The following is a 14,898-nucleotide window of genomic DNA, read 5'->3' as shown; positions in this document are numbered from 1 at the left end:
ATTTTGGAGGGCTCAATTATATTAGAAAAAGAAAATATCAATCCGAAAACTGGACTTTGTTTGAGGAATATTTACAGATTGGAGTCATCCTTCTTTTAGCAGGGTTATCAAGTTTCTTTATGCGTGACCTGATATACAACAATACAAACAACTGGTCGTGGCATTATCTATGGGAAGAAATCAGAAACTGTTTTGTTGCGGGTATTTTTTTCTATTTCTTCCTAAGATTATCCAGCTTCTATTTTGAATCGAAAAAAGGCTCACCGTTTGTGTTGCAATTTATTCAGCTAAATATTAAATCAAAAACAACAGATGCTGCGTCAAAACTGTATGTGAACACTCAGGTTAAACAAGATAACTTTAGCCTGGATATAGACCAATTGCTATTTGTGAAAGCAGATGGCAATTATATTGAATTGACGAAAACAAACGGCAATCAAATTACTACAGAAGTAAAGCGGATTTCTTTAACTCAATTTGACATAACCACATGTAACTGTTTCTTCTTGTTGTACGTTTGTCATCAATAACATTAAGCCAATTTATTATGTCAACTGTACCTGTCACCTTGAATCAGGATTCTGGTTCATCAAACAAATTATTATACATAGAGAATATTAAAGTTCTATTAACAATATTAGTTGTGCTTCATCACACTTTTATTGCTTATAGTTCTTCTGATGGCTGGTATTATAATGAACAAACTACTGTTATAGGAGCACGTATTCCTATGATAATGTTCGTAAGCTTAAATCAGTCCTTTTTTATGGGTTATTTCTTCATGTTGGCAGCCTATTTTACCTACTCTTCTTATTCTAAAAAAGGGACAGCAAAATTTATTAAAGACCGTCTGGTCAGGTTAGGAATCCCTATATTATTCTATTCCTTTATTCTTTCACCATTCGTCAGCTATCTTGTCTACTATTTTGCAAACGAGCATCATATTAACTATTTTGAATATCTGAGCGGATATGATCACTGGATCGAATTAGGCGTTACATGGTTTGTGGCAGCATTACTCCTTTTTACCCTAATTTATGTGGCGACAAAAAAAGCATTTATAATTAGTTTCAAAAAAAACCTGGCAGCGCCAAACTCACGTAGCATATTATTGTTTGCTGCAACATTAGGAATAATTAGTTTTTTGGTCAGAATCATATTTCCTGTTGGATGGGTTCTTGAACCAATCGGATTTCAATTAGGGCACTTTTCGCAATATATTGCATTATTTATTATTGGATTGTTAGCGGCCAAAAACAACTGGCTTGATGGACTTTCTGATAAAACAGGCAAACAACTCAAAACATCTGCCTGGCTATGTTTATTGTTTTATCCAGTGTTTTTTATTATTAAATTTAAACTAGATACACCTTCTCCCTGGTTTTCCGGGGGTCTTCATTGGCAGGCATTATTATACGCTGTGTGGGAACAATGGATTGGTGTTTCTATCCTAACTGCATTATTAATTAAAGGGAAAAGGAGTTGGAACACTTCTTCTGCAATGCTCGCTAAACTATCACGGAGTAGTTTTGCTGTGTATATTTTTCATCCGCTAGTAGTAGTTGGTTTTACGCTGGCGGCAAGAAATTGGGCCATTGAACCTGCAATAAAACTGCTGGTTGTAGCACCATTAGTAGTTTTAGGCAGCTTTGTACTTGGATCATTTATTTTACTGATTCCAGGGGTTAAGAAAATCATTTAATGGTTATCAGGAAAATATTTCTGTTGCCATTCCTTTTCATCCTCAATATCTTTTACTGCCTTAAGTGCATATGATGCAGCATATTTAGCATGAGCAGGCACATGAGCGGTAGCGGCTGCATGCCCAGCAGATCTGGCAGCAGCGATAGCCTGGATATCAATCACCTCTCGCGCTGCCGCATGTGCAGCAAAAGCGAATTTTCTTGCTTCAGTCATTTTGAGTTCTCCGCGAATCCATGAACGGGCAGCAGCGACTGCCTCACGTGGTCTTTTGTCAAAAGGACTGGCCTCTTCAAAAACAAATAGCACACGTTCAGCACAAGCAGCGGCCCAAGCGGTCAAAGCCTGATGTTTATTCATTATTCCCTGTTTTTTATAGATTTAAAGTTTCAAAGACCTCACCTCGTGTTAGCTTACCATCTATTTTTGCTATTGCCTCTACTCTAGCCTTAAGACAAAGCGCATTGTCTGACAGCCGGTAGATATCTTCAAAAAACACCATTTTTACCCCTTGTCTTTCAATCCACAGCTTCACAGAAAAAACATCTCCTGAAGTCAATGAATTCTTAAAATCCATTTCTATTCTGGACACCATTAGCAAAATGCCTTGTTCTGTAAGCTCCTTAAACGAAATTGCCTTCGAATGAAGATACTCATGCCTTGCATGCTCCAAATAATTCTGGTAAACTGCGTTATTTACTACGCCTTGTATATCACATTCATAGTCCCTTACTTTCAGTTGAATTTCAAAAATATAGTCTTTCATATCTCTATTAAATTACCTTTTTTGTTTGCTTAGCAGCAAATCGATGGTTTGAGCAATGCGCCGTACCCGTACTTCGTCCTGGTTTGCCTCCCCAATCCAATCCAGAAAAGCTTTGCGTTCAGTTTCAGTGTAGCTCTGGTAAGTTTGATAAGCTTCAGGTTCATCCATAATTCATCAATTCATAATCATCAATAGTGCCACTCACCTTCACAGTTCCGAATTTACCTCTATAATCTGAGCTAACTCCAGGCAGCCTCAAATAAGTCCAGCCACCTTTGCCCGGTATTTTCTCCAGTAGAAATGTTCCTTCAATGAGCGGTGCTTTTGACATTTTATAAAAAAAATCTAATGATCATGGTTTTGATTTGTTGTAAAAATAACTAAACTTGATTTAGAATTTTACCTTTATTTTAAAACTGATGCGCATAGAAAAATCTGTCCTGATCAACACTACTCCTGATAAAGTATGGAAGGTATTTACCAATCCATTAATTACCCGAAAGCTGGGCGGGATATATAAAACTGACTGGAATCCGGGCTCTTTTTTTGGATGGCAAAATCTTTCCGGAACCCAGATCACTTACGGCAGGCTGCTAGACTACAGGCCAGGTGAATATCTTAAACATGAATTATTTACGGGTAAGGATATGCAGGAACTGTCCTCTGTGATCAGCTATACCACTATGTTTAAACATGACCATACTATACTCCATGCTACCGAGGAATTATTAGAGGAATTGACAGATGCGGAGTTTGGTGATGCAGTTAGTGGCTGGGAGGCTGCTCTGCAGGAACTTAAAAAAGTGGCAGAGTCTCCCAGCGATCTAAAGATTAAATAGAAACTTCAGTACTGCCATCCTTCCTCTTAGATTATAATGGTTATACCCAAACTGATTAGCTGATAAACTAAAGGTATCATATGCCTTAATATTTGCAAGATTTGTGATATCCAATTCAATATCTGTCCGCCATTTTAGAATCCTATGCCGAATGTTAGCATCGGCAAAGAAGTAGCGAATATCCTCCGTTTGCTGCTGACTGGTATACTGATGTCTGCCGCTGAAGCGCAAAAATGTATTTTTAACAGGAGAATAACCCAAGCTAAATGTTTGATCAGATTGACGTATCCGCTGGCTATATTGATTACCCTCAGAAGTACTGTTTAAGGGGTTGCTTGTAATCCACGACCCTGAACCTTCATATTTCAAGCTGATCTGATCCCATAAGCGAGCCTCTATACTTGGCTGAATGGTAAAGGAAATATTCTTGTAAGGTAACAAGGTTTCATTAAGAAACTGATTAAAACGTGTGGTACCCCATGATGCTTTAACGCCTGTTGTTGCCCCTAGTGCAAAGACATATTTACTAAACCCCGCACTTGCACTAAATGCGCTTACATCGTTTGTATAAGGTAGCAATACTGTACTTGATATATTATTGGTTATCTCTCTTGAGGCAATGGTGTTTGAGGTAGCTTTGGTATAAGAGATACCTGCATTAATATAAAGCATACTAATAGTTCGCTGAAAATTGTAGTTCATACCAAAATTATGCGCGTGCTGCTCTTGTAAAATAGCATTGTTGGCTTCCAAACTGCGATAGTTTGTTAAAATGGTTCCATGATAAATTCCATTTATATTACCTGTCTGGTTAGTGTAAGCATAATTTGCTGACAAATAATCTTCAGCCTGAATATAATATTTTGTTCTGAAGCTGGGATTAAACAAAAAGCGGTTCTTTTTTTCACTAAGGCCGAAGGCCGAATCCCGATAGGCAATGTACTGCAGAGAAAGTGGCAATGATAATATGGTTTCCCATTTCCCCTTTTTCAATTCATAATTGCTATTCAGATATGTTTGATGACGAGTCCATTCTACATGATTGTCCGGATTTCCAATATATGGCGTTTTCTGCCCATCTATTTGATTAAATCTGAGTTCAGAGTTAAGTTCCTGCCATTCATTTTGGACAGCAAACTGATAATTTTGCTTAATTAATCCTTTTGAAAACCGAACACCTATCGATGCATTACTGAACCATGTAGGTGTCTCTACATATTGATTGATTCCTTTGTAAGCCAATCCGCCATTGAAAACATCGGCATTAATTCCAGGGTTTATATTTAATGTTTGTGGATTGTTAAAGTAATTCAAATACCAGTTCAAACTAATTACATTGTTTTTACTAATGGCTGGTATATACTGCAAGCGGTTAGAAAAATCGGCAACCTGGCTTTTAAAATATTGCCCCATGTTCAAATTATTATTTAACAGGGCTCCCCTTCCCATCTGTTTATTGTATCCAAGCTTTAGTGAATTATTGAAATAATACTTATCCTTATTCGCTTCAAGTCGCACGGAAAGATCAGCAATAATTAAATAGATTATTAGCATTTAAAGACCCTGAATTGTTGAAATAATAGCGATTTGTAGGAAGTTCCGGCACCCCGACTGTTCCGGTGGACAGCAGAGGTGATGGACGGGAGTTCCCCAGATTTGATCGCATACCCGGCTGATTAAATGCGGTAAGTTCAGGAGCCAGATCAGTTCCGGTGTTATTTCCCTTAAGCACATTTAGCATCTTGTATTTCTTGTTAAATAAAATCGAGTTGATTTCCTCGTCGTATTGCCCAGGTAATCCGGCTCCTACCTTTATTTGTCCGGCCAGCTTTAGTCTGGCAGTATCTTTAATTTTAAGATTAAGGGCAACATCCTCGCTCAGCGCCTTACCCTTAAGCACTTTGTTAGGTTGGTGGTTTTGCATTACCTCTACATCCTGAACCATTCCATTCGGAATGGTTTTGGTACCCACTCCATAACGATCATCCAGAAGGTCATCTCCATCAACATATAAGTTAGATATGTCCTTACCATTAAACTTTATCTGGCCGCTTTCGTTTACCTCCATACCGGGCATTCGCTTTATCACGTCACCAATAGTACGGTCTTCTCCTTTGGCAAAAGATCCAACATCATAACTCAATGTATCTCCACTGGAACGGGTTCTGGGCCTGCTTTTTATTTCAATCTCTGATAGGTCTATTACTTGTTCCTCCATCAATATTTCATAGCTTACTTTTCCCTGTGCTATTGGCGTGACGGACTTTTTATAACCAAGATAATTGACTTCAATAAACAACTCCGTTATTTTAACTGTATCAGGTAGCAGCAGTGAAAAGTTCCCTTCAACATCGCTAGCTTTAAAGGTTAAAATACTTTGATTCTGCGACTTAACTGTCACCGTTGCATAAGCCACAGGTTTGCCTGTATTTGTTTTTAATATACCTTTTATTTGGCGCTGCTGTGAATATGCGGAAAAGGTCAGGCAACACAACAAAACACTAATTAGCAATCTGATACTATTCATTATTTATTGGATAATTCTAATGGATTATTAAATACAGGCTTTCCATTCATTTTATTTGACATGCTCATTTTAGCATCCATCTCTTCTTTGGTCATCTCCTTGCCTGTTTCATCTTTAAAAACCATTTTTGTTTGCACATTTGCACCAGCCGGAATTGGCATATTCCTTAACATATTACCACCTGGATTCTTCTCAAAAACTTTTTTTGCTCTCGCAAGATCAGCTGAAGTTGTTTCAGTTATCCCTTTCTGAAGTTCAATATTTACCAATCCTTCTTCTTTTTTATCAAATCCGGCGTAATTAAATACCACTTCTTTCTTATCATCTTCTGCTTGCAGAATTAACCCGGGCAAACCATTCAATTTCCAGGGACCATATGGAAATGGAAGTTCTGCCGTAAACCATGCAGTATAATTTCGTCCCCGAAATGCGGCTATCGCTTTTTGACATTTATAACCTCCAATTTCTTTTGTTTCATTGCTGATCTGCCAATCAATTGAGGGATATTGCTGAGGTATACTATATGCAGTAAGTCCAACCTTATCTATCAGCAGCATTTTCTTGTCCTGATGAAAATTATAAATCTCTTCGTTTGTAAGATTTGGTGAACTAAAAGCAAGCATCTGATGCCCTCCTTCATTTCCACTGCTAAACTCCTTCATTTGTTTTAAAGCTTCTTCGGTTTTAGTAGCCAGACTCTGGCTTTTATATAAGCTTGAGTTTTTGGCGATATAAAGAACCATTTCTTCTTTTTTGGGTTTATCCCGATGATTAGTGTCTGTTACATGAGCAAAGTCATATCTGATTTCGGCCAGAACAGGATCTTTGACTTGGGCAAAGGCACTCGAATTTGTAAAGATTATTGGCGTAAGCAGCGCAAATGCAATTAACATTTCTTTTGTTTTCATTGTCTTCTTTTTTAAGGTCTGTATATCAAAACTATGGCGAGACAACAGCTTTAGCAGGAAAATGAGTGTTAAATAACGTTAACTAAAGACGGTAGTGTTAAATAGTGTTAACCAGTGTTAATGAGTGTTATCAGATCGCTTATAAAAGCATGATTATCATATCTTTGCTACTACCTTATAGATTTCGAAATGTTATCAAAAAGAATTCGGTTTATTGTACTCATTGTTGCCTGCTCGCTTGCCGGAATCTTTCTGCGCTACTTCCAGGTCTCGTTCAATCTTTTATTCTTTTGTAGATACACTACCAGAAAAACCAAATGCTGGCCTAAGAAATAAAATTCAATTTAAAGGAAAGAAGCTAACCATAAGTACCGGCTACAATTATAAGAAAAATGAATTTGCAGCTCTGGAGCAGCATTTAAGAACTGAATTAGATGCCCTTTTAAAGAATCAGGGAATCTACTCGACCTTTGCCTTTAAATTATCAAACGCCAGTGCTAAAGGCGATAATTTTATTAGCGACAGCACTTTATTTGCAAACAGCACTAAAAAGAAATTTCAAGTATTTATAGGCTTATCAAAACCGTATTTGTTGCAAATTACCGTGAGCAACCATTTTCAGTATGTGTTTAAACAAATGCAATGGGTTTTGTTGGCTTCTGTATTGATGATTGGCATAACTATATTGGCGTTTGTATATATGCTACGCACCATTTTTCAGCAGAAGAAACTATCGGAAATAAAAACTGATTTCATCAACAACATGACTCATGAATTTAAAACTCCGATATCAACGGTATCGCTTGCGGTAGAAGCAATGAAAAGTTTTGATGTGATGAAAAAGCCCGAACAAGCGAAAGAGTATCTGGACATATGCGAACACGAACTTAAGCGAATTTCGGTTATGATAGAAAAAGTGTTGAGGATGGCAGCATTTGAACGAAGTGAGATTAAACTTTCCCTGCAAAAAAAGAACATAGGTAAACTCATAAATGATGTAGCAACCAATATGCGGCCCCAGCTTGAGCAAAGAAATGCAAGCTTATCGATTAAACCCATTACAGGAAAAACTGAGGCCATGATAGATGCTGATCATTTTTCAAACGTAATCTATAACCTAATCGACAATAGTCTAAAATATACGGATGAACCTCCTGAGATCGAGATCACATATGGAATAAATGCTGGCGAAAACCTACTGGAGATAGTTATCGGCGATAATGGTATCGGCATACCTGAGGCTTATCATGATAAGGTATTTGATAGCTTTTTCCGCGTTCCTACAGGCAATCTCCATAAAGTAAAGGGATTTGGTCTTGGATTAAATTACGTTGCTGGCATTGTAAAAAAACATAATGGCACCATTGAATTAAAAAGTAGTATAGGCAAAGGAACTTTTTTCATCATTACAGTACCTGTATAACAATGAAACATCAAAATGGTTAAATTGAAGATATTATTAGCAGAAGATGAACCCTTTTTAGGAAAGATCATAAAAGAAAGTTTCGAAACAAGAGATTTTGAGGTATCATGGGTTCAAAACGGAATTAAGGCCTATTCAGTATTTAGAAGTTTTCAGCCTGACATCTGCATTCTGGATGTGATGATGCCCGAAAAAGATGGTTTTTCAGTAACGGAAGATATCCGAAAGATTGATACCGCTGGAATTAACATTAGGTAACGAAAGTGTAAAGCTGTCTTTTCGCGAAGCATCCTTATTAAAGATGCTGATTGAGAATAAGAATCAGGTGCTAGCCAGAAAATTAGCTTTAGATTATCTTTGGGGAGAGGACAATTTTTTTGCTGCCAGAAGTATGGATGTATTTATTACCAAATTACGTAAACATTTAAAGCACGATACAAATATTGAAATTGTAAATATTCGTGGAGTGGGTTATAAATTAATCATCAACGATTAATGGGAGAAGTTTGCACTTGCAGCCACGGCTTTCTTTTCGGGGAGTAATACTAAAAACAAACCTACTAAAACAAGCAAGAACATATTAACGGACATGGCGGTCTGGTAAGCTTTTAAATAAGTAATAGTTGAAGGATTTTCGCCAGCCAGAGAAAAGAACAGGCCGCCAATAATTCCAATACCAAGAGCAATGGCAGTTTGCTGAAACGTAGCGTAAGTGCCAGAAGCCGCGCCGGCAAACTTTGTTGGTATGCTTTTTAATGCCATTGTCATCAATGATGGAAGCACCGAACCACAACCAAATCCATATATAAACAGAACAGGATAAGCAATAAACCGGTTAATGTCGACTGAATTGAATACAACGATATGCAATGCGCTGGCAATAATCATGATCAGTATTCCACCCTGCAATACTTTTTTCCCATACCGGGGTACCAAACGGATTGAGACCAGCGATGCGACCACAAAACCAAGTCCCTGCAATACAAAGAACAAACCTGCCTCTGTAGAACTAATTCCAAATCCTATTTGTAACAGGATCACATTGAGCAGAAAATAAGAATCCTGTACCATAAAATAAAACAATACAGCCCAAAGTGCTATGTTAAAATCTTTGAAGGCGAACAGTTTCATGTCGATGAGGGGGTATCCTCCTCGGTTGAGTTTTTGTTTCTGATCATAGACAAACCAAAGTAGCAACGGCACAGATCCTCCGACACAAATCAGGCTCCAAAGTGGCCACCCTAACTCCCTGCCGCGGATCAAGGGATAAATTAAAGCCATTAAAGTTAATGTAAGAAGTAGCACACCTGAGTAATCGAATTTCTCTTTGGCCTGACTGCTCTGGCTGGGCAGGAATTTTACTGCAAGGAAAACTGAAGCTAGCCCCAAAGGAACATTGATTAGGAAAATAAGGCGCCAGCCTGCCACAATGAAATGCAGATCGGGCAATAGACCACCTAAAAATTGTCCGATAACAGACGCTGAGCCGGCAATACTTCCATAAATACTAATAGCTTTTATACGTTCCACAGGATTTGGAAAAAGCACCTGGATATAGGAAATACCTTGGGGAATCATAAAACCTGCACTGATGCCCTGTAGCAAACGGGCTAGATTTAACTGAAAAGCAGTTTGAGAAATGCCACAAAAGGCAGAGGCAACGGTAAAAGCAATCATTCCAATCAGAAAAACCCTTTTCTTCCCGAACTGGTCACCAGCCCTCCCTCCGGTAATCAGAAAGGCTGCATAACCAAGCAGGTATAAAGCAATAACGAGTTGGATATCACCATCAGAACCATTAATGCCTTTACGTATTGAGGGTAAGGCTACGTTAACAATAAAAATATCAATAACTGCTAAAAAAATAGAAGATGAGATAATTGTCAATAGAAACCATTTTGAAATTTGTCTGCTCATTTTTGGTTAAATTAGCCAGCAAAATTGAAGTCTTTGAGACAGGTGCACAAGTAGTTTTAAAAAAGATACCAGGTATGAAAAAAGATACGAATATTGATTTACAGCCATTTGTAAAAGAGGAAACCGGAGAATATAACTGCCCGATGACAAAAGTGCTTCGTATTATTGGTGGCAAATGGAAGCTGCTGATCCTGAATGCTATTTTATTGGAATGTCCGAAGCGTTTTGGGGCACTTAAAAAGAAGATGCCTGATATTACCCAGGCTACGCTTACTACACAATTGCGCGAGCTTGAGCGTGATGGTATTATTTTACGAACGGTTTATGCAGAATCACCACCAAGAGTAGAATATAAGTTAACTGAATTGGGCTTAACCCTGGTTCCGATTATTGAATTGCTAAACGAATGGGGCAATACCTATTGCATCCACAATAAAGAGGGTGTCCTCTAAAAGGTAAGGTCATCCTCTCGAGGTAAAGAGAGGATGACCAGGTGAGGCTACAAACGTCCCCTCGCTTCATTTCCTGCAGCGTCCACGTTTTCCTTATTGTCTTGCTTTTTCCCACTTGAGAAATTATAGGTGAAGAAAACGCCAATATACCTCACAAAATCAAGTCTGTTCCTTAAAACGTTTCTGGTAAATTCCGCAGTATTGATTTCATATCGAGGTTTGTATAAATGAAAAGGGTCCTGCAATTCAAAACTCGAAGTTAGTCGATCATTAAGAAAGCTCTTCTTTATGTTTATGTCCAGTTTGCCAACTCTTTGTTGGTCATAAATACCATAGAAATCACTGGTTTTATAAAATCCTGAAACCTCAACAAAGTACTTTCTCCGCAAATTAAACTTACTGGCAGTCCTAAGGTATTGTGTAAATTTAGACCTGTTTAAGGCTTCAGTGCCATGAATATCTATCGTCCGATATCTCAGTGTGGCACTCGTATTAATTTCCCACCAATTGGTTAACTTTATTGGAATGTACAAAGAGGTGAAAACATTATTATTGTCAGTGATATTTTCGTCCCTTGAAATAATGACATCCCCAATATTAGTGAGATTCTCAGTAATGGCATTATTGGTATTTTGATACCCAACAGTAAAACTGTATTTCCTTTTTAACAAATATTCCAATTGCAAATTATTGCTGAAGTAAGATCGTAAGTTAGGATTTCCTTCCTGGATGCTATTAAGACTTACATAGGTAACAAAAGGATTCAATTGTCTGAATCCAGGGCGATCTATTGTTCTGTTATATGAGAGCGTAAGTGAATGATTTTCTCCAAATTTCCTATTTAAAAAAGCAGATGGAAAAAAGTTCCACTGGTTACGTCCGATAGTTTGTTCTGTAGTAACTGATTTACCATGGTAATTAGTTTGTTCAGCCCTTATTCCAACTTTGAAATCCCATTGTTTAAAAGACTTGGCGACCGTGCCGTAGAAGGCCAGAATATATTCACTATACAAAAACCTGTTGGACTTTAAGGGATCTAATGGAGACTGCTCATTCAGGCCATTTCGATAATCCATTGAATAATCCGTATTGGATGCAGTAAATTTACTTCCTGTATTAAATACAAGTGATTTAAAAAGATGTTTTTCTAAATCTATATTGGCTACATGCACCATAGATTTGCCGATCGTCTTGGTGAATAAGCTATCACGAGAATGGGATTCTGCCCCATTTCCGTTTAAAAATTCAGTTTCTAAAGCAGAAGGGTCTCTCAAGCCATAGGAAATATAGCTATACCCAATATCCAGTTTACTACCAATTGTATCAAGTTTATTCCGGTAAAATGCGTTAGCCATTTGGTTAACATAACGAAATGTAGTGCTTTTTTTTGTGTGCAAAGAAGAGTCGACAGTACTTGCCTTTATATTGGCCAGATAATCAATATCTGTTTTATATGTACTACTGACACTACCAGGATTGGTAAACATATTGTAACTGACGCCAACCGTTTGTTGAGAATTCAGTTTATAATCCACACTAGCATTATAGCCTATGCTGTGGTAACGTTCGTCGTACTTTTCAGTTTGCTTGCTAATAATGCCTGTTGATTTGAACTGCTGACTAATGTTATCTTCATAAAAAGCCGGTGTCCAGAAATAATTAAAACTTCCCTGAAAATTAAATTTACCTGCACGGTAATTCAAAAACGTTGTAGCTTTTGTGTTGTCGTATTTATTATACCAGTATCCGCTGCTTACATTACCGCTAAGCCCGTATTTGTACTCAGATTTTAAAACAATATTTATAATTACCCCGCCATTTTGCGCATCATTTTCGGCCCCAGGAACTGCTTTCAGCTCGTAAGATTTGATGGATTCAGAAGGAATAGACCGCAGATAAGATAACAACTGATCTCCCGACAGCAAGACTTTCCTGTTGTCAATATATACAGTCACACCTTGAGAGCCCCTGAACACAATTTCTTTTCCACTCACATAAACACCAGGTATTACGTTAAATAATTTTAGGGCATCTTCACCTTTTTCATAGATACTACCCTCTATATTTAGGATCAATTTATCGAGAGAGCGACTGATTAGCTGCCTTGTAGTAGTAATAGTAACATCTTTTAATTGTATAGCTGATTTATTAAGAACAATATCAGGCACTTCAAGTACCTCTGCATTCCCTACGATAACTTTCTGTATTAAGCTGTCTGTTTCCACTGACGATACCTTAAGCAAGTAGTCGCCCTGCTCATAAACCTTTAGGCTAAATCGGCCACCGGTGTCTGCTAGTGCCGTAGAAACAATACTTTGATTAGTAACCTTCATAATTTGGATAGTAGCCAATTCAACTGGTTTGTGGTCAGAACCTATTACCCTCCCCCTTACAGTATACCCGGTTTCTTGTCTGCGCCTTTCCAGTAGAATATTATTGTTGACCTGTCGGAAAGAAAAATCCGTGTTTTTTAACAGTTCATATAATGTGTTTTCTACCGTTCTTGTACTAAATGCGATATTGAGGTCTGTAATTTCCTTTATTTCCGATTTCCTATAATAGAATCGGAAATTCGTTTGTGCCTCAATTTTTTTTAAACCAGCTAGTAAACTTTCATCTTCCAGTTTAATAGTAACTTTGCAATCGCTCATTTTCTGACCGTTTACCGGTACAGCCATGAGGAACTGCAATGAAGTTAAGAGGAAAAGAAATATGATAGTACTTACACGCATCAACCAGACTATAAATTGTTTATTTAATATTATTATACCAATGAGATAAGCACATGCCATCCCCATATTCCACATTGTTGCAGAATTTTTCATAATTTTAAAATGTTTTAAGTGATTCCAATTATTTAAAGCCCCGGATACTCCGGGATTCCTGTAGACCGATGGCCGTCGGTTTACAGGTTATTTTGCTGACACTACTTCCTTGAGGCATATTCAGCGTATATAAAGCTTAGTCGTTATTCATCTAAATAAATTTTGCAGATAATATTAATTACAACCTTCGCCATAGATGACGATGTGTCCACTTGATTTGGTTTCCCAGGTTGCGTTATTAAAGTCAGTGATCACGTCTAAAATTTTGTTCAGTTGATCTCCTTTCAGTGTTGCGCCGCTAAATCGACATCTTTTTAATTTGTCATTATTAAAAGTAATCTTCACATGAAAATGCTGTTCAAGCTGTATTGCTGCATCTGCAAGCGTAATATCATCAAAAAGTATATTCTCATCCCTCCAGGCTATAACCGTTTGAGCATCTATTGTTTTTTCGATTGGTTTTCTGCTTATCATATCAAGGCTTACCTGCTGATTGCTGGTAAGAATGCTTAAAACCTTACCGTCGTCTGCTACACTCACTTTACCCCTGGTTACCGTAACTTCCAGCGTATGCTTGTTTTGATCTTCTTTAATATTAAAGGCAGTTCCCAGTACTGTGGTAAGTACTTTTCCTGTGTGAATGAGAAAAGGTTTCGCGGCATCATGTTTAACATCAAAATAGGCTTCACCCGAAAGATAAATCTCTCTTGTTTTTCCATTAAATTCTTTAGGATATTTTAATTCAGAACCGGCATTTAACCAAACCTGGGTACCATCAGCAAGGGTAATCTGTTTTTTTTCATGATCAGGAATGGACAGTGAGGTTAAATCTTGCGACAGCATGCGCTTTTCTAATAGTGGCCAGCTTAAGTAGAGGCCAAAAACCATAATTAACACGGCCGCCACACCTGCAATTTTGTACCATAAGTATCTTCTTGATTCTATTAGCACTACTTTAGGCTCATTTGCCTTAATAGTATCCTTAATCTCCATAAACACATCAGAAAGCCATTGATCTTTACCAGAACGATCTAATTGTTGCCACTCGGGATCAGCATTTCCATTTTCTGCCAGCCATTTTTCAATCAGGTGATCTTCTTCAATAGAAGTCTCTCTTTTTTGGTAACGGTCTAATAAAGCTTCGATATTATCGCGGTTCATTTTATCGGATTTTGACAATAGTCGTATGAACCCCCGTTTGGTACTATGAGAAAATAAAATTTTTTTTTTTAGCGTATTATAGAACCGCTAATATAGATACCAAAATACTAGTGCAGAAACAGAACTAATTGTTAATGACCGGCGCAAATGCTTCAAAGCAGACGTTAGTTGATTTTTTACGGTTTGCTCAGAAAGCTGTAATTTATTTGCTATTTCAGGAATGCTTAAGTTTTCCTCTCGGCTTAAATGGTAGATCTCTTGAACTCTTGGAGATAATTTTTCCAAAGATTTACCAATAGTCTGTTTTAATTCTTTTAACGCTATTTGCTGTTCAGTTTCTGATCCTAAACTTGTCTGTAAAGTTAGCACCATTCCCATG

At 37.5% G+C, this 14,898-nt stretch carries 18 protein-coding genes; 7 read left to right on the top strand and 11 right to left on the bottom strand.

What is annotated here, in order from left to right:
* A partial coding sequence (locus AC1DDX_RS20610) for a hypothetical protein (RefSeq protein ID WP_477622508.1) occupies positions 1-530 on the top strand: 530 nt, incomplete at its 5' end.
* Positions 518-1,702, top strand: a complete 1,185-nt coding sequence (locus AC1DDX_RS20605) for an acyltransferase family protein (RefSeq protein ID WP_337716333.1) — start codon at positions 518-520, stop codon at positions 1,700-1,702. The genes AC1DDX_RS20610 and AC1DDX_RS20605, both read left to right, overlap by 13 nt.
* On the opposite strand, the gene AC1DDX_RS20600 is transcribed toward AC1DDX_RS20605, so the two are convergent.
* The 4 genes from AC1DDX_RS20600 to AC1DDX_RS20585 are packed head-to-tail and all read right to left on the bottom strand — an operon-like array spanning position 1,699 to position 2,798.
* Positions 1,699-2,061 carry a putative immunity protein gene (locus AC1DDX_RS20600; RefSeq protein WP_172663083.1) on the bottom strand — a complete coding sequence of 121 codons (363 nt, stop codon included), beginning with the start codon at positions 2,059-2,061 and terminating at the stop codon, positions 1,699-1,701. The genes AC1DDX_RS20605 and AC1DDX_RS20600 overlap by 4 nt on opposite strands.
* 13 nt (positions 2,062-2,074) lie before the next feature.
* Positions 2,075-2,467: an acyl-CoA thioesterase gene (locus tag AC1DDX_RS20595; RefSeq protein ID WP_288879423.1), complete on the bottom strand. Its 393-nt coding sequence runs from the start codon at positions 2,465-2,467 to the stop codon at positions 2,075-2,077.
* A 12-nt stretch (positions 2,468-2,479) separates the two neighbouring features.
* Positions 2,480-2,635 carry a YdeI/OmpD-associated family protein gene (locus tag AC1DDX_RS20590; protein WP_477622507.1) on the bottom strand — a complete coding sequence of 52 codons (156 nt, stop codon included), beginning with the start codon at positions 2,633-2,635 and terminating at the stop codon, positions 2,480-2,482.
* On the bottom strand, positions 2,628-2,798 hold the full coding sequence (locus AC1DDX_RS20585; RefSeq protein WP_477622506.1) for a DUF1905 domain-containing protein: 171 nt from the start codon (positions 2,796-2,798) through the stop codon (positions 2,628-2,630). Before AC1DDX_RS20585 ends, AC1DDX_RS20590 begins: the two co-directional genes overlap by 8 nt.
* 88 nt (positions 2,799-2,886) lie before the next feature.
* Between AC1DDX_RS20585 and AC1DDX_RS20580 the strand changes: the two genes are divergently transcribed.
* The gene (locus AC1DDX_RS20580) at positions 2,887-3,306 is read left to right on the top strand and encodes an SRPBCC family protein (protein WP_172663086.1); all 420 of its coding nucleotides are present in this window, start codon (positions 2,887-2,889) and stop codon (positions 3,304-3,306) included.
* Here AC1DDX_RS20580 and AC1DDX_RS20575 read toward each other — a convergent pair.
* From AC1DDX_RS20575 to AC1DDX_RS20565, 3 genes are read right to left on the bottom strand one after another with little or no spacing between them, the layout of a single operon-like run.
* Positions 3,292-4,860, bottom strand: coding sequence for a TonB-dependent receptor (locus tag AC1DDX_RS20575; RefSeq protein WP_477622505.1), 1,569 nt, complete (start codon positions 4,858-4,860; stop codon positions 3,292-3,294). The genes AC1DDX_RS20580 and AC1DDX_RS20575 overlap by 15 nt on opposite strands.
* The gene (locus tag AC1DDX_RS20570) at positions 4,832-5,833 is read right to left on the bottom strand and encodes a carboxypeptidase-like regulatory domain-containing protein (RefSeq protein WP_477622504.1); all 1,002 of its coding nucleotides are present in this window, start codon (positions 5,831-5,833) and stop codon (positions 4,832-4,834) included. Before AC1DDX_RS20570 ends, AC1DDX_RS20575 begins: the two co-directional genes overlap by 29 nt.
* A complete protein-coding gene (locus AC1DDX_RS20565; protein WP_288879425.1) occupies positions 5,833-6,741 on the bottom strand; it encodes a GLPGLI family protein in 909 nt (302 codons plus the stop codon). The genes AC1DDX_RS20570 and AC1DDX_RS20565 overlap by 1 nt, the downstream gene beginning before the upstream one ends.
* A 214-nt stretch (positions 6,742-6,955) precedes the next feature.
* Here AC1DDX_RS20565 and AC1DDX_RS20560 point away from each other — a divergent pair, with 214 nt between their 5' ends.
* The 3 genes from AC1DDX_RS20560 to AC1DDX_RS20550 are packed head-to-tail and all read left to right on the top strand — an operon-like array spanning position 6,956 to position 8,660.
* Positions 6,956-8,164 carry a sensor histidine kinase gene (locus tag AC1DDX_RS20560; protein ID WP_477622503.1) on the top strand — a complete coding sequence of 403 codons (1,209 nt, stop codon included), beginning with the start codon at positions 6,956-6,958 and terminating at the stop codon, positions 8,162-8,164.
* 24 nt (positions 8,165-8,188) lie between these two features.
* Entirely contained in the window at positions 8,189-8,422 is a 234-nt protein-coding gene (locus tag AC1DDX_RS20555; protein WP_477622502.1) for a response regulator, read from the top strand.
* Entirely contained in the window at positions 8,394-8,660 is a 267-nt protein-coding gene (locus tag AC1DDX_RS20550; protein WP_477622501.1) for a winged helix-turn-helix domain-containing protein, read from the top strand. The genes AC1DDX_RS20555 and AC1DDX_RS20550 overlap by 29 nt, the downstream gene beginning before the upstream one ends.
* Here the strand turns inward: AC1DDX_RS20550 and AC1DDX_RS20545 are convergent.
* Positions 8,657-10,081: an MFS transporter gene (locus AC1DDX_RS20545; RefSeq protein ID WP_288879428.1), complete on the bottom strand. Its 1,425-nt coding sequence runs from the start codon at positions 10,079-10,081 to the stop codon at positions 8,657-8,659. The genes AC1DDX_RS20550 and AC1DDX_RS20545 overlap by 4 nt on opposite strands.
* A gap of 74 nt (positions 10,082-10,155) precedes the next feature.
* Between AC1DDX_RS20545 and AC1DDX_RS20540 the strand changes: the two genes are divergently transcribed.
* Positions 10,156-10,533: a winged helix-turn-helix transcriptional regulator gene (locus tag AC1DDX_RS20540; protein WP_430709558.1), complete on the top strand. Its 378-nt coding sequence runs from the start codon at positions 10,156-10,158 to the stop codon at positions 10,531-10,533.
* Positions 10,534-10,580: 47 nt separating this feature from the next.
* Here AC1DDX_RS20540 and AC1DDX_RS20535 read toward each other — a convergent pair whose 3' ends face one another.
* The 3 genes from AC1DDX_RS20535 to AC1DDX_RS20525 all read right to left on the bottom strand — a co-directional run.
* Positions 10,581-13,358, bottom strand: coding sequence for an outer membrane beta-barrel family protein (locus AC1DDX_RS20535; RefSeq protein WP_288879429.1), 2,778 nt, complete (start codon positions 13,356-13,358; stop codon positions 10,581-10,583).
* A gap of 174 nt (positions 13,359-13,532) precedes the next feature.
* Positions 13,533-14,519: a FecR family protein gene (locus AC1DDX_RS20530; protein WP_337716335.1), complete on the bottom strand. Its 987-nt coding sequence runs from the start codon at positions 14,517-14,519 to the stop codon at positions 13,533-13,535.
* 87 nt (positions 14,520-14,606) lie between these two features.
* Positions 14,607-14,898 (bottom strand): sigma-70 family RNA polymerase sigma factor (locus AC1DDX_RS20525; protein ID WP_477622500.1); only part of this gene is annotated, 292 nt, incomplete at its 5' end.

This window comes from Pedobacter sp. 10L46_2 (assembly GCF_056395165.1).
Note: the sequence above shows the minus strand (reverse complement) of the source record. Positions and strands in the feature narration are given on the sequence as shown.

What these genes read in the sequence shown, in the direction of transcription:
- AC1DDX_RS20600 (WP_172663083.1), bottom strand. Translation starts at nt 2,061, where the DNA reads ATGAATAAACATCAGGCTTTGACCGCTTGGGCCGCTGCTTGTGCTGAA.
- AC1DDX_RS20595 (WP_288879423.1), bottom strand. Translation starts at nt 2,467, where the DNA reads ATGAAAGACTATATTTTTGAAATTCAACTGAAAGTAAGGGACTATGAA.
- AC1DDX_RS20590 (WP_477622507.1), bottom strand. Translation starts at nt 2,635, where the DNA reads ATGGATGAACCTGAAGCTTATCAAACTTACCAGAGCTACACTGAAACT.
- AC1DDX_RS20585 (WP_477622506.1), bottom strand. Translation starts at nt 2,798, where the DNA reads ATGTCAAAAGCACCGCTCATTGAAGGAACATTTCTACTGGAGAAAATA.
- AC1DDX_RS20580 (WP_172663086.1), top strand. Translation starts at nt 2,887, where the DNA reads ATGCGCATAGAAAAATCTGTCCTGATCAACACTACTCCTGATAAAGTA.
- AC1DDX_RS20575 (WP_477622505.1), bottom strand. Translation starts at nt 4,860, where the DNA reads ATGCTAATAATCTATTTAATTATTGCTGATCTTTCCGTGCGACTTGAA.
- AC1DDX_RS20570 (WP_477622504.1), bottom strand. Translation starts at nt 5,833, where the DNA reads ATGAATAGTATCAGATTGCTAATTAGTGTTTTGTTGTGTTGCCTGACC.
- AC1DDX_RS20565 (WP_288879425.1), bottom strand. Translation starts at nt 6,741, where the DNA reads ATGAAAACAAAAGAAATGTTAATTGCATTTGCGCTGCTTACGCCAATA.
- AC1DDX_RS20545 (WP_288879428.1), bottom strand. Translation starts at nt 10,081, where the DNA reads ATGAGCAGACAAATTTCAAAATGGTTTCTATTGACAATTATCTCATCT.
- AC1DDX_RS20540 (WP_430709558.1), top strand. Translation starts at nt 10,156, where the DNA reads ATGAAAAAAGATACGAATATTGATTTACAGCCATTTGTAAAAGAGGAA.
- AC1DDX_RS20535 (WP_288879429.1), bottom strand. Translation starts at nt 13,358, where the DNA reads ATGAAAAATTCTGCAACAATGTGGAATATGGGGATGGCATGTGCTTAT.
- AC1DDX_RS20530 (WP_337716335.1), bottom strand. Translation starts at nt 14,519, where the DNA reads ATGAACCGCGATAATATCGAAGCTTTATTAGACCGTTACCAAAAAAGA.